This window comes from Bacillus sp. FJAT-27225 (genome assembly GCF_001685025.1).
GTDB lineage: Bacteria > Bacillota > Bacilli > Bacillales > Cytobacillaceae > Bacillus_D.
The window spans coordinates 83,761-101,898 of sequence record NZ_MAYU01000025.1 but is presented as its reverse complement, the minus strand read 5'-3'; the positions used below and the strand labels follow the sequence as shown (position 1 = coordinate 101,898).

Below are 18,138 nucleotides of genomic sequence, written 5' to 3'. Positions count from 1 at the left end.
TACACGAGTTTTATCGCTGCTTATTTTTTCACACAAACATTCTTAAACTGTTCAAAATCTTTTTACTGAATTATGAAAGATGAGAATGAAAGTCAACTGAAGAGCCGTTAAACTATACATTGTTTCTATTATGTATGGAGAAGATTAGGGAAGACTTAAGTGGAAATAAAGTTTTTCTTAAGAAATCGAAATACGATGAGGCATCTTGCTTCTAAAACACTTCCTCTGCTACAAAAAATTTTCGAGCTTTATTTAATTGTGGCACCAACAATGCATTAAGGGACCGTATGTAAAAAAAAGAGGAGCATGACTAGCCATGCTCCCACTTCAAATCTATTAATATCTTGCTGTAAGCATCTTCTTTCGTGTATAAAACTCCACGCCATCCCTTCCGTTGGCATGCAGGTCTCCATAGAAGGATTTTTTGTATCCTGAAAAAGGAAAGAAAGCCATCGGTGCGGGTACGCCCATATTGACACCAAGCATTCCAGCATCAATGTCCTCCCGGAACTGCCTAATTGCCTTTGCGCTATCAGTGAACAGGCAGGCCCCGTTTGCGAATTCCGACTGGTTCGCAATTTCAATCGCTTCTGCAAGTGTTTCTGCACGGATGACAGATAGGACTGGGGCAAAAATCTCGTCCTGCCATATTTTCATGCCGGGTTTTACGTGATCAAAAATGGTTGGCCCCACAAAATAGCCTTTCCCCTGTACAGCCTCATCTTCCCTGCCGTCCCGGACCAGGATTGCCCCTTCCGTTTCGCCGATTTCAATATAACTGATTGTTTTTTCCTTTGCTGATTCTCGAATGACTGGTCCAAGGAATACACCTTCATCGAGTCCATTCCCAATTTTCATTGATTCGCAAGCCTCGGTTAGCCTGGTGACGAGTTCATCCGCAATGCTGCCAACAGCCACCACAACAGAACACGCCATGCAGCGTTCCCCAGCGGAACCAAATGCGGCTCCTATAATGTTTGTAACCGCCAAATCAAGATCTGCATCAGGAAGAACGATCGAATGGTTTTTCGCGCCTGCCAATGCCTGTACTCTTTTTCCATGTGCAGCAGCCGTTTTGTACACATACTCGGCAACCGGCTGGGAGCCGACGAATGAAACCGCTTTAACATCCGGGTGCTCTAATATCCCATTTACTACATCATGTGCCCCATGAACAATATTTAATACTCCATCAGGGAGGCCTGCTTCCTGAAACAGTTCCGCGAGCCTGTTAGCCAATAAAGGAGTCCGTTCCGAAGGCTTGAGGACAAATGTATTCCCGCAGGCAATGGCAAGCGGAAACATCCAGCATGGAACCATCATTGGAAAATTGAATGGAGTGATTCCCCCGACAACACCGATTGGGTATCGATACATCCCGGATTCAATACCGGTTGCAATATCTGGCAGCTGCGTCCCCATCATCAAAGTAGGCGCACCCGCAGCAAACTCGACACACTCTATCCCTCGCTGCACCTCTCCGTATGCCTCTTCGTAATTTTTGCCATTTTCCTTCGTAATTAGGCGGGCAAGCTCTTCCCAGTTTTCGACAAGAAGTTGCTGATAGCGGAATAAAATTCTCGCTCTTTTAGGGACAGAAGTGTTTCTCCAGCTCTTGAAAGCTTCTTTGGCCGTCATAACAGCAAAATCGAGGTCTTCACGATTTGAAAGTGGTACATCGGCCAGTCGTTCTCCCGTCGCTGGATTCGGCAGCTGTTCGGTTTTCTGTGAAGTAGAGGATACCCATTTTCCCCCGATAAAGTTTCTTAATAAAGTTAGTTCATCTGCCTGTTTCATTTAAAATCTCCCCTCTTGTAGATACAGAAACAAATTTTTGAAATATTCCCATTACCCCAATAATGATATAATCGTTGAAATTGTTCAAGGAAAGACTCCGCTTCATTTGTCTTTTAACACCATCCAGACCGAGCTGCCATTTTGGTATGTTATTTATTTTTACGCAGCAGATTAGACCACCCATAACCAAGTATAGCCGACGCTGATTTTTTCCGGCATATCGCAGAAAAACCAAGCTTTTTCTTAAGCAAAACCTATAATGTAACTTAATCTTATGTTATGATTAAATTAAGTAACATCATCATAGGTAGCGTTTTTACGAGGTCAGAAAAGGCAGCCAAATTGACGATTCCTGTACCTCAATAACCCTTTTCTATGTTAAAAACATTGAACCAAAGGACGCATATAATGGTATAAACTGACTAAAACTAAGCTAAATTGTAGAACATAATTGACTCTTTTCCAGTCAAATACACCTCTTTTTATTACGTATAGGAGGGATTTAATGAATATTAGTGTCGGGATTATTTTGTTACTTTATTTGATGATCGTGGCTGTTGGCTTCATTGCTTATATTTATTATTCGAAACAAAGCCGAACTGGGTATTTGGTTATCCAGAAGTCCTATATAAATGCAATTGCCGTTCTCTTTATAACTATAATCCTAGTTATCATGATGATTATCCTCCCTTTTATACCTGTCGATAAGAGTTACGCAGGAACGTTAATCCTCGGCAGTAAATTCATTTCCATTTTTACTCTTTTCATCAGCTTGTATGTGTTAAGCAAAAAATACTTCAAACAGCCTCCCGCTTAAAAAAAATATAGGACAATGCATGAATGCATACCTTTTATGAGTCCGGGATTATCGTCCAAGGGGAGTCAGCTACTGGCGGCATCCCGTTACCGTAAAGCCTCCAGTTCGCAGGAGAATATAAGAGAAAAGTTAAAAACCCTCCACTTCCTTTTTTCTGATGAAGTGGAGGGTTCTTTTATTTTCGTTCAAGGTCATTTCACATTTCGGTATTGTCGTTTTACATTCGGACAGCCATCTAAAGACAATTCAACTTTTTTGCCTAGTCACTCGAAAACTCCTAATAAGCTGTTCAAAATATGCACTCTTCCCGAAAACAGGAATAAAGCTGAATAATTTCTTTCAATATATTCCGCGATAGGAATTAATCCCTTCTTAAATAGGCCAACCAAGTATAACGAATACTTTTCATCCCAGGAAAATTGATTGATGCGCTTAAGCTCACTTGCAATCATTTGAAACTTGTACTCCTCAATAAAGAGTTTCAGCTGGTATAGCTTATCTTTTTCCGAAACTAAAGAGCCCTCTTGATGCTTCGATATGAAGGTTATAAATGCTTCGATGTTTTCAGAAAGCAAAAGAGCTTTTCTCATGTTGTATTCCATCCCCATCCCCTCCCACATTCACAACTGTCTGTGTAAATTGTATGAAGAGAAAAATACAAATACACCGAGTCGGATTGGTTTGCTTACAAAAATAATCCTGCGAAACTCGCAGGATTATTGTACATTTAATTCACCTTGTTTCTCTAAGGCAACGACTGTGAGCACAAACATGGCATGTGACCAGGTGAGAGGCATGACCCAGGCTGGATCCCCGGTTCTTTTATCAATCTGTTCCGGAAGCAACCCGAGATGATTGGCATGTATTACAGACCACTCGAGGTAATCCCTGGCTTTCTCAAATCGGCCTATTTTCGCATAATAAAGTGCAAGCCAGAGCGTTGAAATAATCCATGGATTCCCGCCGATATATATATCACCGATAAATCGTTCAATTCCACCTACATTCGGCGAGGTGAGAAACCTCTCAATTGTTTCAGCCGTCTTGACCATTCGTTCATCATTCTCATCAATCATATTAAAAGGAACATTTAGCCCCAGGAGACTGATATCAATAACCGGATCCTTCATAACCCTAAATGTTTGATATCCTTTAGAATTGGTTTCGATGAAGGTCTCTTTCCCAGCTTCGTTCAACTCTATATACATTCCTTCATCAACAGCAAGCTTCAAAGCCCGCAGGAAGGATCCCGTTTCTTCGTTCCAGCAGGTTTCTAGAACCGTTTGCTTCATTCGTTCGGCTGTCCTTTCCCACTTGTCGGCCAAGTCATGCCGGTTGAACTTTCTGGCAATCTTCGCCGAACCGGCCAGGCCCCCATAAACAGCGGCAGCAGAATACAGATGCTCACCGCTGCGTTTCTCCCACAGGTCCATACTCGGAAGCGGCAGATTCGTTTCAGGGTCTATGAACGAATTCAGGAAATTCGCTCCCTTTTCAACTGAAGGCCAAATCGTTTGGATAAACTCCTCATCCCCAGAAAGTACATAATGTTCATGGATGCCCCAAAGAATGGAACCAGTTTCATCTATCTGAAGTCCCCAGGTTGGCGCCAGGACACCATCTATGTAATGGCGTTGATCCCATGCTCCGTCTTTCCCTTGAGTGTCGATAGTTGAATAGTAAAATTTCGAAACCAGTTCATGATAACCAGCCTGGTCTACTGCTGTCGCAATATATGCAGCATCCCTTCCCCAGCAATAAGCATAGCCGCCCGAATAATCATAATCTTCATCAACCTCAGGCCCCGCAATGAAATTGCCCCTCACATCATCGTTCAATAGCTTGAACGTTAACAAGGACCGAATGTAGACATTCTTAACTTCATTATCCTTTATGTCCAGTGGTGCAGCCTGGGCCAGGTATTCCTCCCAATAACTGACCGTCAGTTTGTACAGTTTATCTGTACCGGCTCTTTTAGCTTCAGCTAATGTTTCAGCTGATTTGTCCTTTGAAAAACCAGCAGCAATAAATAATGCCAATTGCTTTTTCTCGCCGGCTTCTACTGTGCCGAGGCTCCAGGAAAGCGCACCATCCGTCTTGTTCATTACTTCGCGGCCACTCAATTTATTATCTTTAGCGGATGCCAAAGCCTGCCCGCATTGATAATGCGTAGTTCCAATGCTGCTTCCGACCGCAAACGAATAGTTTCTATGGTAGTGGACAAGACAATCCTCTTCACGATTGTATAAAACAGTGTTGAACCGCTCCCTGTCATCTATAGTGAAATCGGAATATACGATAAAGGTTAAGTCCCTTGCTGTGTCCGCAAGATTCGTAATCGTGTAATCACGGACAAGGACGTCCATCCCCGGAACGACAAAATCTACCTGCTTTATTTCAATTTCCATTGTCGTATTAGTCCCGACTGTAACGAGAATATTTGTGTTCCCATCATACTTTTGTTCATATGTCCAGCCATCCTCGTGCATGAAACAGGCAGGTTTTTCAGAGTCATATCCATAAATGCCTGTATAAAAATTATTAAGGTGCTGCGGGAAATCGATTCTGGGCCAATTCAATCTTTGAAGTTGGCCATCTTTTGTCAAAGAAGCCAGCATTTTTGAGTTTCCTATCAATCCATCAATTAAATAAGGTTTCTTTCTCATCCGTGTCACTCCTGGTAAGGGTGAATTTAAGGTTTGTCTGTAAAAAACATACCCTATCATAAAATTGAGTAAAACATGAGTCCATTATAGCTCTCTATCATTATCTCTTTCACACTTACCCCATATTTGATGAACAAAACGAACATATCGTCCTAGCATGATTCGATACTCTTCCGAAGAAAAGAGAAGTTTCGTCATTTCAGCTTTCAAATAACTCCCAACTAGTCCTGGTTATTATTTACACCAAAATATGTACTGTTCTCCAACATATTTATCCTTTAAAAAACATCCAAAAGTGGCAAAACTACATTTGTGGACATCTTAGGAAAGCGAAGGGCCATAGGTTAAAATACTAAAATTAAATTTAAAAAAAGATAATATTTATACCCTTATCTTTTGTCAATGTTACATAACTCATGTTAAAATCATTTTATGTTACATTAGGAGGACTTCCTGTGGAATATGTTGACCCTATAAGAGAAATTGATCGGATTAATGCCATTAAAGAAGAATTAAGGGAGAATTCCCAACGAGACGTATTGTTGTTTGTGTTCGGAATTAATACAGGGATAAGAGTAAGTGATTTACTATCCCTAAAGGTTGAGGATGTTTGGGACGGTCAATCCATTAAGGAATTTTTATATATCCAAGATGACGAAAGCGAGGCTCCCAAGGCATTTTATTTAAACAACAGTATTCGGAATGAACTGGAATTGTATTTTAAGCAATACCCGTTCAGGGAAAGCGATTATTTGTTTAAATCTAAAAAAAATGAGCTTCCCATCACCCGGCAGCAGGCGTATAGGATTATCAACCATGCCGCAAAAAAGGTTGGGGTTACAGGGAAAATTGGAACTCATACATTAAGAAAGACGTTCGGATATCATGCTTATCGGAAGGGTATAGCGATTTCGATTTTAATGGCGGTTTTTAACCACCACAGCCCAAAGGAAACACTGAAGTACATCGGAATTGATAGTGATGATGATCATTTAATAAGGGTGGATGTAAACTTATAATTGTTGGAAAAAATGGTTTTTAGAAGCCTTCCTCTCAATTTTGCCCGTTTGCTCCTTGGCCGGACTCAACTACATTTCATCTTACTCTTATGGATGATGTAAAAAACCTCCGCCAATGGTGGCAGAGGTCCAATCATTCGTTATTCTTCTTCTTCGCGGAGTTCCATATCCATATCAACCTCTTCAAGTTCAGAAACCATATCGTCTGTTACATGGACGTGAAGAGTTTGATTATCTTTCATAAATTTGAATACTCCTGTGTTGAAATCCGTTCCCTGTTCCTTGAAGAAAATTCCTTCATACAAAACATCCTTTGTATGCTTGAAGATCATCCTATAATTTTGATGATCTTTAACTAAATACGCCCGGACACCTTTTTCAAAGTGGCCTTCGGTTTCTTTTAAATATCGGGAAACTGAAATGATATGCAAATCCACAAACGGAACTTCTCTAAGTAAAGAGTTGATAATCGACCCTTTAGCAATTTGTTCCCACCTGCTTTGAGCGGTTTGGCCCAAAATAATTTGTGTTACTTGCTTTTCTCTGGCTACTTGTGCAATGACCTTTGTAACAGGCCTTTTCTCATCATCCATCAATATGAATGAGTCAGCACCATGGGCTTCCGCTATTTGTTTCCATCTGGAAATGTAATGGGATTTTTCTGCATCCATTTCGCTGAAAGGCTTTGGGTCTACGGTCAAAATATATAGCGGGCAGTCCAGCATATTGGCAATCTTGCAGCCGCGCTGGATGAGCCGTTCACCATTTGGACCATAATATACACAGACGAGGATGCTTTCGTCCATGCGCCCTTTGATTTTTTTCACTTTAATGTCACCTCGGAATAGATATGAAGTTCTTAACCAATATTGAATATAAGGCTCTGTATGACTATATCTTAAGGCCGAACGGTAGTCAATCCCAATGATTCACGAAGCTCTCAACCAACTGCAGGAAATCTTACTATCTTTTTCAAAATTTTTTAAAGGAGGCGGTTCCATTGCATACTCTACACTTGATGATTTTACTTCCTTTTATATTCGCACTATTTGTACCTTTATTATACAAATTTTTTGTTCCGCGGATACATACTGGATGGTTTGTTTTATTCATACCAACAGTCATCTTTCTATATTTGCTCCGTTTTATCTCTCCTATCTCTAAAGGCGAGAACCTCATAAGTTCGGTTCCCTGGATGCCGTCCTTTGGGATAAACTTTACCCTATTTATCGATGGGCTTAGCTTGATTTTTGGTTTGTTGATTACTGGGATAGGCGCGCTCGTTATCCTTTATTCTATTTACTATATGGCCAAGGATAGGGAAGCCCTTGATAATTTCTATGTGTATTTAATGCTGTTTATGGGTGCAATGCTTGGGGTGGTCTTCTCGGACAATATCCTTGTACTTTATGTTTTTTGGGAATTGACGAGCATTTCTTCCTTTTTATTAATTGCTTATTGGTACCAGCGTGAACGCTCTCGCTATGGAGCTCAAAAATCGATGATGATTACGATTTCCGGGGGTTTTGCTGCTCTTGCCGGTTTTATTATGCTATCAATGATTACCGGAACCTACAGCATTCGGGAAATGATTGGCCAGGTTGATGATATTACTGCCCATGGCTTGTTTTTGCCTGCAATGGTACTCATTCTGCTTGGCGCTTTTACAAAATCAGCCCAGTTTCCGTTCAGCATTTGGCTTCCTGGCGCGATGGAAGCCCCTACGCCGATCAGTGCCTATCTCCATTCAGCTACTATGGTAAAGGCAGGCATCTATTTAGTAGCGCGTTTCACGCCTATTTTTGGAGGAGAGGCTGAATGGTTCTGGCTCGTTTCTGGAACAGGGCTTGTCACGTTGCTGTATGGCTCATTAAACGCGGTGAAACAGACCGATTTGAAAGCACTTCTTGCCTACTCGACAATCAGCCAATTGGGGCTCATCATGAGTTTGTTTGGCATGGGGTCCGCGGCACTATATTTTACTGGGGGCGAGGATTCTTCAGTGTATGCAGTTGCTGTCCTGGCTGCAATCTTTCATCTAATTAACCATTCAACCTTTAAAGGTGCCCTTTTTATGGTTGTCGGAATTATTGACCATGAAACCGGTACTCGTGATGTCAGGAAGCTGGGCGGTTTGATGCAAATCATGCCCGTATCTTTTACTTTAGCTGTAATTGGAGCTTTTTCGATGGCTGGACTTCCTCCATTTAACGGCTTTTTAAGTAAGGAGATGTTCTTTACCGGAGCGCTGAATGCTGGCGGAATGTCTATTTTTAATATGGATACCTTTGGGATTCTTTTCCCTTTCATTGCATGGGTGGCCAGTGTATTCACGTTCGTTTACTGTATGATTTTAGTATTTAAACCTTTTAGAGGAAAATACAAACCCGAGAAATTGGATAAAAAGCCTCACGAAGCTCCAATTGGGATGCTAATCCCGCCAATTGTGCTGGCCATTTTTGTAGTAGGCATTTTCTTCTTTCCAAATGCTCTTTCAACTGCTTTGCTGCAGCCAGCGTCTCACGCTGTTTTGCCGGGAATGCCGGAAAGCGCCTTTAATAAGGAAATCAGCGCCTGGCATGGCCCTAATGCGGAATTGTTCATGACAATAGGTGTTGTGGCTTTTGGAATCCTGCTCTATTTATACTTGAAAAAATGGGTATCGATTCTGTGGAACTATCCGCAGTCGCTGACATTGAATCATTTCTACGATGTGGCCCTTGAGCGTGGGGAGGAAATTTCTCGTTTCGTGACCAATCGATATATGACCGGCAATATAAAAGATTATCTTACCTATATCTTTGCATTTTTCATATTGCTTGCGGGAGGGGCTTTGCTGGTCTCAAACAGGCTTACAGTTCATGCAACAATGAATGCATCGGTTTCTTTATTCGAAGGTGCACTTGCAGTGTCCGCACTGGCTTTGGCAATTGCGGTTCTGTTTGCAAAGTCAAGAATGATCGCCATTCTTGCCCTTGGCGGGTTGGGCTACCTCGTTTCAATGCTATTTGTCGTTTTCAGGGCTCCTGATTTGGCATTGACACAATTGGTGGTAGAAACGGTAACAACCGCACTATTCCTGCTATGTTATTACCACCTGCCGAAACATTTCAAAGGCAGCGGCCGGATTCCGTTTAAACCATTGAACCTGATTATATCGCTGGGTGTCGGACTGACTGTAACCCTGTTTGCTCTATCAGCCAATGGCAACAGGCTATTTGAACCGATTTCCAGCTATTATGGGGATTCCTATGAGCTTGCCGGCGCCAAGAATATTGTAAATGCGATTCTGGTTGATTTCCGCGGAATTGATACGATGATGGAAATAGCTGTTCTCACAATAGCAGCGCTTGGAGTCTTTACGCTAATTAAACTTGAACTGAACAGGAGTGAGAACAATGAAAAATCTAAATGATGTCATCCTCAGGACTGTCACTCGAGTTGCGGTTGTCATTATTCTCACCTTTGCTGTCAACCTATTCTTATCAGGGCACCATTATCCTGGGGGAGGATTTATTGGCGGACTGGCGCTTGCCACTGCCATTACCCTTCTGTTTTTGACTTATGATATTGAATCTGTGAAGGAAAATCTTCCAGTTGATTATAAAGCTTTGGCTGCAGTAGGAGTATTGATCGCTGTATTGACTGGATTGGCAAGTATATTTTTTAATAAACCTTTCCTGACACAGGCTTTTGATTATTTCCACCTTCCGATCTTCGGAAAAACCGAACTGGCAACAGCGACGATTTTCGACCTTGGAGTGGCCCTGGCTGTAATCGGAACGGCCATGACAATTATTACGACGATAAGCGAGGATCGATAATATGGAAACAATGATGTCGGTTCTTGTCGGAATTCTTTTTACTATAGGAACATATTTGCTTTTAACAAAAAATCTCCTGAGAATTATTTTGGGTACTTCTGTCCTCAGCCACGCGGTCAATTTGCTTATCATAACGATGGGTGGCTTAAAAACAGGAGGTGTACCGCTTTTAGACTTTGGAGCGGATACATTTACAGATCCTCTACCGCAAGCCCTAATCCTTACCGCAATTGTCATCAATTTTGCAACGACCGCCCTTTTCCTTGTCCTTAGCTATCGTTCGTACAAGGTTCTAGGCACAGATGACACGGAACAAATGCGAGGTAATGAAAATGAATAATTTGCTTATTTTCCCCATTATTATCCCGTTAATTACCGGGATGGTCATGGTCATCATGAGAAAAAAAATAATGCTTCAAAGGTTCTTGGGTATCCTGGCAATCCTGGGTACTGGGACCGTTTCGGCTATATTAATTCATCAAATATATAACGAAGGCATTCAAGTGCTTCATCTTGGCGGATGGGAAGCACCATTCGGAGTAAGCTTTGCAGCCGATATGTTCTCGGCCCTTCTATTGCTCACTACCAGTGTAGTAGGTCTGTTATGCCTTCTATACGCCTTCAGTTCCATCGGAAAAGACCGGGAATTGCACTATTTTTACCCGCTATTTTTATTCTTGCTAACCGGGGTAAATGGTTCATTTATTACTGGAGATATATTCAATCTCTTCGTCTGCTTTGAAGTCATGCTGATTTCTTCTTATGTGTTGATTTCGCTTGGGGGTACGAGAACGCAGCTGCGTGAATCGGTTAAATATGTTCTAGTAAATCTAATTTCTTCCCTTCTTTTTCTGGTAGCAGTTTCTTACTTATATGCAACGTTGGGTACATTGAATTTTGCCCACCTGTCTGTCAGGGTTGCAGAGGCTGGGCAGAACGGTCTTTTGACAGCTATCTCGCTTCTATTCTTGATTGTGTTTAGCCTGAAGGCAGGGTTGTTTTTATTCTTTTGGCTTCCGGGGTCATACAGTGCCCCGCCAACAGCAATTGCAGCAATATTTGCCGCACTTCTTACCAAGGTTGGGATTTATTCTATTTTCAGGATTTTCACACTCATCTTTTATCATGAGCCTGAAACGACGCATCTTATTATTGGAATCATGAGTGCCTTGACAATGCTATTAGGCGCAATTGGTGCAATTGCCTATTGGGATATTAAAAAAATCCTGACCTATAATGTGATTCTTGGTGTTGGATTCATAATCGCCGGGCTGGCATCCAGTACGCCTGAGGGATTAACAGGCGCAGTATTCTACCTTATTCATGACATGGTTATTAAAGCCCTCCTCTTCCTAATTGGCGGTACTGTCATTGCGATAACAGGATCATCAAAACTAAGGGACTTCAGCGGCTTAATACAAAACTATCCTTATTTGGGATGGATGTTTTTTGTAGCCGCTTTGTCATTATCCGGAATTCCGCCACTTAGCGGTTTTATCGGAAAGGTTTATATTACGGAAGGCACATTTGCATCAGGGTATTACTGGCTTGGAGCCATCGGCCTTATTACTAGTCTTATGGCACTTTATTCCGTCATGAAAATTTTCATGAATGGCTTTTGGGGTGACTTCCATATTAACGGGGATAATGAGAAAGGTATTAAAAGCCGCTTGCTGCTTCCGATTGCTTGCCTGACTATACTAACGGTTGCAATAGGGCTTGGCGCGGAAGGAATTCATTCGTTTGCTGCGCTGGCTGTTGAAAGCTTGGCTGATCCTTCATATTATATTGATGCAGTACTCGGAACGGAATAAGGGATTCCCTTTAATAGAGAGACCCAAGTATGGAAAGGTGACAGGGAATTTCCCCATATTTCAACTGTTCGCACTTAATCCCTATGTCCAATCTAAGGTAATCGCAGGAAGGGGTGGTTTTTATGGCCATACAGGTATTAATTAATTTATTTATTGCATCGCTATGGACGGGTTTCCAGGATGATTGGAGCGGCCTGACATTTATAAGCGGCTATTTTGCCGGAATGGTTGTTTTGTTTCTTATGCGCCGTTTTCTTCCGCAAACTTTTTATATAATAACTTTTATAAATATCCTAAAGTTATTTTTTGTTTTCATACAGGAGCTTTTCACTTCGAGCTATACAGTAATACATCATATAATAAAGCCGAAACTGAATATTACTCCAGGAGTTTTTACACTTGATACAGACCTTGAAACTGATGCTGAGGTGACTCTTCTTGCCCTGCTTTTAACATTAACCCCAGGTTCTGTTGTTATTAATATTTCTGAGGACGGCAAGACGTTTCTTATTCATGCATTGGATATTTCGGAATCGCCAGATGCAATCAAAAATTCAAAAGTACGGTTTGAAAACTCAATAAAGAAGGTGACCCGGTAATGTTCGACTTAATATTGAAAATTTCCTTAGTTTTTCTTACTTTTTCAATACTGGCTTCTGTCTATCGACTAATAATGGGACCGTCTATTCCTGACCGTATCCAGGCGTTGGATGCCATTGGCATCAATTTAATTTCAGGTGTTGCAATAACCTCGGTCATCCTTAGAACCCATGCGTTTTTTGAAGTAATATTACTGATAGGAATTTTATCGTTCATTGGAACATTTGCATTTGCAAGATTCCTTGAAAGGGGTGTAGCCATTGAATCCAAACACTCTCAGTGAGATGTTTGCAGCTTTTCTGATTTTAGCCGGTACCATCATTACTTTCCTGAGTGCCATCGGATTACTCCGCCTGCCCGATGTTTATACCCGCTCTCATGCTGCTTCCAAAAGCACAACCCTTGGCGTATTGTTTACACTGGTTGGTACGTTTATATTTTTTCTTTTTAATGAAGGCTATTTCAGCATAAGGTTATTTCTTGGAATATTTTTCGTCTTCCTGACCGCCCCTGTTTCGGCTCACTTAATTTCAAGGGCTGCTTACAAGACAAATGTTGAACTGGCTGAATCTACAATTAAGCAAAAACGCAACGAAGTACGAGAAAGTTAATGATACAAATAGAAAATGCGGCCCTTTTGGGACCGCATTTTCTTATTATATTTTTAATTACAAGAACAATCCTACAATCGTACCAGTTAATACTGATCCCAATGTAGCAACAAACAATACCTTTAAGCCTACCTTAGCGAGCTCGCTAGCCTTTTCAGCATTGATCGCCTGTACAGTCCCAAGGATAATACCAATCGAAGAAAAGTTCGCAAATGAGATAAGGAATGCTGAAACAATACCGACAGTCTTAGGATTCATATCAGGGATAATTTTCATAAAATCAAGCATGGCAACAAATTCGTTTGCAGCAACCTTTGTTCCCATAATTGAACCCGCTGTTACAATCTCAGAAGTCGGAACTCCCATTATGAAGGCAACTGGGGCAAATATATAACCGAGCAGTTCCTGGAAGGTCATCCCTACTACTCCATCAAGAACATAGTTCAGCATTGCAAGCAAGCCAATGTAAGTTATCAACATTGCGCCAACAATTAAGGCTGTCTTACCGCCAATTAAAGCACCGTTTCCAATTGCTTCAAACAAAGATTTTTCAGGAATCATTTCTTTTATTTCAATATCTTCATCTTCTTCCTTTGTAACAGGACAAACCATCGAAGAAAGAATCAATCCAGAGAAAACGTTTATTGGCAAGGCAACGAGTACAAACTCGGCTGGAATCATTTGCATATAAGCGCCCAAGATCGAACAAGATACCGCAACGAGAGATGAGGTTACTACAATAAACAGACGGTTGGGAGAAAGCTTGTGCAACTGGGATTTTACAGAAAGAATCGCAGTTGTATCACCAAACACCATCGAGTTGACTGCGACAAATGATTCAACCTTAGGCAATCCAGTGATTTTCGCAACTGCTCCGCCTATATATTTAATCGCAAGCGGCAAAATTTTTGTATACGTTAATATTGACAGTAATGCGGAAACGAAAACAATCATCATAAGTACATCTACGAAGAAATAGCCTTTTGTTGATAAATCACCAAAAACGAACGCAATTCCTTCATGGCCGAAGGAGAGAACCTTATTAAAAACATCTACGATTTTTTGGAGAACTTTTCGCCCCACTGACGTATTTAGCATAAACCATGCTATGAAGAGCTGGACAGCCAGCATTATGCCTACAGCACGATAGTTAATGTTTTTCTTATCGTTAGACATTGCCCATCCAACAAACAGTAAAACAATGATTCCTATGATACCAATAAAGATTGACATTTTTTTACCCCCTAAAAAACTTACTGTTATATCGATGGCCAAAAGTGTTTGGTATTCGATTACACTTAGAACAGTCTGTTAGTAGTTTTCCAAAAAACCTATGAAAAATCACCCTTTATTCCGTTTTGACGGTGTCAGCGCTTTCATATAATTGTTATTGCAAAATAACTATATCACAATAATGAACTTTTGTTACATTAAATTTGAACAAAAATAAAGTTTTTATATTTACAAAACATGAATTTTTACCATTATTCAGAAAACAAATGAAAAAAGTAAATAATTATGACTTTCAAGAAATTATGTAAACATCTTAAGGAACGAATGTACATATAGGCAGCTATTCCGAGATTCGTCGCAAGGAAAAAGGACGCACTAGCTAATGAGGAATTCGTCTGAGCTGAGTAGTCGCCTCGGCATTTCTTTTCTTCTCCCCCCCCTTGGTGTCTTTGGATCTCATCGTGAGAACGTTGGGTAATCTTCTCTGGCAAGAGAAATTGCGATGAATTTACAAATGAGTATTCTACTCCGGGTACAATCAACAGAGCGCAAAACGAAGTTTAGTTGGAACCTAAGTTTTAAACTTAATCGGCGGTTCTTAAGATTTATCCGAGGCTTCTTTCCGACTATTTCTCTGAGAAATTTTTAATATATCCGAGACTTCCGGCTACTTATCCGAGGAAATTTTAATATATCCGAGAATTTCAGCATATATCCGAGAATTTCACACTTTAGACATAATCAACTCCTCTTTAAAGCATCACCCAACACGAAAATTTTAACGAAATAAAAAAACAGCCACTTATTGTGACTGCAGCCGCTAAGCAAATATACTATTATTCCGCAGATAGGCCAGGTGTGCCAGCAATCGACCTTATGGGACAACCTGTTACAAGTGGAACTTGTTTAGGATACCGTGGCACTTCCCTTTCCTTTTACTCCTGCATTGACAGATACGCTGGTGGGCGTTTTTTGCATGGAAAATGTATCGATTGATTTAGCTTTTCACTGATTGAAGCATTTACTCTTTATTAGCTTGATTGATACAATGAATCCAGAATCATTAATTTTGAAGGATGAGCGAAATGCCCGTTATTTATTTGGATAACAGCGCCACGACCAGGCCTTATCCGGAAGTGACCAATAAAATTGTCGACATGCTTACCAATCAATACGGTAATCCCTCGTCTCTTCATCGGCTTGGCAGGGAAAGCAAGTTTGAAGTCGAAAAAGCCAGGAGACGTATTGCGAGGACAATTGGTGCGGATCCGGATGATTTATTTTTTACTTCCGGCGGAACAGAAGCTGACAACCTCGCGATTAAAGGGGCTTGCCTGGCAAATTCCTCTATCGGCAACCATATAATTACCACCGAGGTCGAGCATCCCGCTGTGACGAAAACTATTCGCGACTTGAAAAAACAAGGCTGGAAGGTTTCATATATACCTGCAGCAAACGGGGAATTAAATTTAGACGAATTGGAACGTGTTATTAACAAGGAGACCGTTCTTGTTAGTGCGATGCTCGTTCAGAATGAAACCGGGGATATTTTTCCGATACAAATAATCAAACAGATTATTGACACAAAGAATTCATCCGCCCTTCTTCATTGCGATGCGGTTCAAGGGTACGGCAAACTTCCGTTCACTGTCGATACCCTGGGAGCAGATTTAATTAGTATAAGCGCGCATAAAATACACGGTCCAAAGGGTGTCGGTGCCTTGTATGCCAAAAAGGGAACAAAGATTTTTTCGATCATGTTTGGCGGCGGCCAGGAACGCGGCTTACGCTCTGGAACTGAAAACACTGCCTTCATAGCAGGATTCGGTGAAGCCGCCCGGATCACTTTTGACAATATGGAAAGAAATGCTGTTCATATGGCGGAGTTAAGGAATTATTGCCAAAAATTTTTAAAAGAACACCTGCCCGGCGCAGTACTGAATTCCTCAACTGACGGAGCTCCCCATATCGTCAACCTCTCTCTTCCTGGCCACACCAGTAAGAATGTAATTGAATTTCTTGACGAAAAAGGGATATGTATCTCCAGTGCAGCCTCCTGTAAATCAAACCATTCTCGCGGTCCTTCAGTACTTGAATCGCTTGGCCTTAGCCGGGAAATGGCTGATAGTGCCCTTCGCATTAGCTTTTCTTATGAAAATACAAAAGCCGAGATTGATATCTTGATAAAAGAATTGTCTACTTACGTTAATTTAAAAGAACACACAGCATGTTGCTAAAGCCAACCAAAATAGCCCAAAACCGGAAACAGTCTGATGTTAATACCATTCCCACTGTTAAGATGGAGAAAGTTCTTGATGATTGTGTGTTAAGCTAGTCAAAGTGTTTGTCCGGTGGTAGGATAAAAAAGGCATATGTTTAGTCACAACAAGACAAATGGAGGTCCCAATCTTGAAGAGCCAGCATGATACACTACACTCATTTACTACTCGATTTTCATTTATCGGGAAAAACAACGTATTATCCTATTTACCAGGTATTTTACTAACTGCAATTATTGCTATTTTTGCCCACATGCTCGGACAAGCCTTTCCGGTCATCGGCGGTGCGGTGGTTGCAGTTATATTGGGTGTAGCTATCAAACAATTTACCGGGGTTCCTTTATTGTTTAATAAAGGCATCAATTTTACATTAAAAAAGCTTCTCAAAGCGGCCATTATCCTTCTTGGATTCGGATATAGTTTCTCTGAAATTTATAGCCTCGGCTTCAACGCACTTATCATTGTCATCGTTGCAGTTTTGATTGGCATCTTTCTGACCTATTTCATTGCCAGGCTATTAAAGCTCGAAGGAAATATTCCGCTGCTCATTAGCCTTGGGACAGGTATATGCGGGGCGACTGCCATAGCGACTTCAGGGCCAATCATCAAAGCAAAGGACGAGGAAATTGTGTATGCAGTCAATACAATCTTTGCTTTTAATGTTCTCGCGGTTCTTGTCTATCCGCTAATTGGGCGTCTTCTATCCATGCCCGACCAGCAATTCGGTGTTTGGGCTGGGACAGCTATCCACGACACTTCATCCGTTGTCGCCGCTGGATATAACTACAGCGCGGCTGCCGGAGACACATCGGTTGTTGTTAAATTGATTCGAACACTGATGCTCGTACCAACAGCGATTGTTTTGTCAATTTTGATCTCAGTCAAGTCCCAAGGCATACAAAATGAGCATAACCGGTTTAACTTAGCAAGGGTTTTCCCTTATTTTGTGCTTGTCTTTGCTGGAGCAACGGCTCTCAACACTCTCTTTCCCCTTCCCGCTGTATTAACCGATACAACATCGACAGCAGCCAAATTCATTATACTCATGGTGATGGCGAGCGTTGGGCTTGGAACGGATATTCGTAAAATAAAATCGGTCGGGCTTCGCCCGCTATTTGTTGGGCTAATTTCTTCGATAGTAATGGGAACCATCTGCTTTGTATTGGCTGGGTGGTTGTTCTAAAAGGCAATGCTAGGGATAGAGTCTTTGTGAACTCACAATTTAAACTAAAATTCAATAAAAAGAGAGCCAGTAACCGGATAAACTGGCTCTCTTCTCCTATTAAGTTTTAGCGGCGTTTTCGCCCCTTCCAAACCTTTAATTAATCCACGAAATAAGGATTGGTAGAATTTTTGGTCCTGCCAAACCTACAATTAATCCACGAAATCGGTGTTGGTGGACTTTTCACCCCTGCCAAACCCTCAATTAATCCACGAAACACGGTTTAGTGGAGATTTCTCTCCCTCCAAAACCTCAA

Annotated in this window: 16 protein-coding genes; 11 read left to right on the top strand and 5 right to left on the bottom strand. The window is 41.3% G+C overall.

All coding sequences use genetic code 11. From position 1 onward, the window contains the following. Positions 1 to 336: 336 nt before the first annotated feature. Entirely contained in the window at positions 337 to 1,797 is a 1,461-nt protein-coding gene (locus A8F94_RS22985) for a CoA-acylating methylmalonate-semialdehyde dehydrogenase (RefSeq protein ID WP_066206317.1), read from the bottom strand. 505 nt (positions 1,798 to 2,302) lie between these two features. Here A8F94_RS22985 and A8F94_RS22980 point away from each other — a divergent pair. Beyond that, a complete protein-coding gene (locus A8F94_RS22980; protein ID WP_066206315.1) occupies positions 2,303 to 2,614 on the top strand; it encodes a hypothetical protein in 312 nt (103 codons plus the stop codon). A gap of 263 nt (positions 2,615 to 2,877) precedes the next feature. Here the strand turns inward: A8F94_RS22980 and A8F94_RS22975 are convergent, their stop codons facing one another. After that, entirely contained in the window at positions 2,878 to 3,216 is a 339-nt protein-coding gene (locus A8F94_RS22975; RefSeq protein ID WP_066206313.1) for a hypothetical protein, read from the bottom strand. 114 nt (positions 3,217 to 3,330) lie between these two features. Beyond that, positions 3,331 to 5,280, bottom strand: a complete 1,950-nt coding sequence (locus A8F94_RS22970; RefSeq protein ID WP_066206311.1) for a glycoside hydrolase family 15 protein — start codon at positions 5,278 to 5,280, stop codon at positions 3,331 to 3,333. A 455-nt stretch (positions 5,281 to 5,735) separates the two neighbouring features. Here A8F94_RS22970 and A8F94_RS22965 point away from each other — a divergent pair, with 455 nt between their 5' ends. Beyond that, the gene (locus A8F94_RS22965) at positions 5,736 to 6,299 is read left to right on the top strand and encodes a tyrosine-type recombinase/integrase (protein WP_066206309.1); all 564 of its coding nucleotides are present in this window, start codon (positions 5,736 to 5,738) and stop codon (positions 6,297 to 6,299) included. A 140-nt stretch (positions 6,300 to 6,439) separates the two neighbouring features. Here A8F94_RS22965 and A8F94_RS22960 read toward each other — a convergent pair whose 3' ends face one another. Beyond that, on the bottom strand, positions 6,440 to 7,126 hold the full coding sequence (locus A8F94_RS22960) for a universal stress protein (RefSeq protein WP_066206307.1): 687 nt from the start codon (positions 7,124 to 7,126) through the stop codon (positions 6,440 to 6,442). 173 nt (positions 7,127 to 7,299) lie between these two features. On the opposite strand from A8F94_RS22960, the gene A8F94_RS22955 reads away from it, so the two are divergent. From A8F94_RS22955 to mnhG, 7 genes are all read left to right on the top strand, one after another. Continuing rightward, on the top strand, positions 7,300 to 9,714 hold the full coding sequence (locus A8F94_RS22955) for a Na+/H+ antiporter subunit A (protein WP_139070164.1): 2,415 nt from the start codon (positions 7,300 to 7,302) through the stop codon (positions 9,712 to 9,714). Beyond that, a complete protein-coding gene (locus A8F94_RS22950) occupies positions 9,698 to 10,123 on the top strand; it encodes a Na(+)/H(+) antiporter subunit B (protein ID WP_066206297.1) in 426 nt (141 codons plus the stop codon). Before A8F94_RS22955 ends, A8F94_RS22950 begins: the two co-directional genes overlap by 17 nt. A 1-nt stretch (position 10,124) precedes the next feature. Continuing rightward, positions 10,125 to 10,463, top strand: a complete 339-nt coding sequence (locus A8F94_RS22945) for a Na(+)/H(+) antiporter subunit C (RefSeq protein WP_066206291.1) — start codon at positions 10,125 to 10,127, stop codon at positions 10,461 to 10,463. Then, positions 10,456 to 11,937, top strand: a complete 1,482-nt coding sequence (locus A8F94_RS22940; RefSeq protein WP_066206289.1) for a Na+/H+ antiporter subunit D — start codon at positions 10,456 to 10,458, stop codon at positions 11,935 to 11,937. The genes A8F94_RS22945 and A8F94_RS22940 overlap by 8 nt, the downstream gene beginning before the upstream one ends. A 122-nt stretch (positions 11,938 to 12,059) precedes the next feature. Then, a complete protein-coding gene (locus tag A8F94_RS22935) occupies positions 12,060 to 12,536 on the top strand; it encodes a Na+/H+ antiporter subunit E (RefSeq protein ID WP_066206288.1) in 477 nt (158 codons plus the stop codon). Next, positions 12,536 to 12,820, top strand: a complete 285-nt coding sequence (locus A8F94_RS22930) for a Na(+)/H(+) antiporter subunit F1 (protein WP_066206285.1) — start codon at positions 12,536 to 12,538, stop codon at positions 12,818 to 12,820. Before A8F94_RS22935 ends, A8F94_RS22930 begins: the two co-directional genes overlap by 1 nt. Further along, on the top strand, positions 12,798 to 13,148 hold the full coding sequence (mnhG, locus tag A8F94_RS22925) for a monovalent cation/H(+) antiporter subunit G (protein ID WP_066206283.1): 351 nt from the start codon (positions 12,798 to 12,800) through the stop codon (positions 13,146 to 13,148). Before A8F94_RS22930 ends, mnhG begins: the two co-directional genes overlap by 23 nt. A gap of 57 nt (positions 13,149 to 13,205) precedes the next feature. Here mnhG and A8F94_RS22920 read toward each other — a convergent pair whose 3' ends face one another. Continuing rightward, positions 13,206 to 14,381, bottom strand: coding sequence for a NupC/NupG family nucleoside CNT transporter (locus tag A8F94_RS22920; RefSeq protein WP_066206280.1), 1,176 nt, complete (start codon positions 14,379 to 14,381; stop codon positions 13,206 to 13,208). A gap of 1,085 nt (positions 14,382 to 15,466) precedes the next feature. Here A8F94_RS22920 and A8F94_RS22915 point away from each other — a divergent pair. After that, positions 15,467 to 16,618: a cysteine desulfurase family protein gene (locus tag A8F94_RS22915; RefSeq protein WP_175384503.1), complete on the top strand. Its 1,152-nt coding sequence runs from the start codon at positions 15,467 to 15,469 to the stop codon at positions 16,616 to 16,618. Positions 16,619 to 16,790: 172 nt separating this feature from the next. Continuing rightward, entirely contained in the window at positions 16,791 to 17,843 is a 1,053-nt protein-coding gene (locus A8F94_RS22910) for a YeiH family protein (RefSeq protein WP_175384502.1), read from the top strand. Positions 17,844 to 18,138 lie beyond the last annotated feature (295 nt).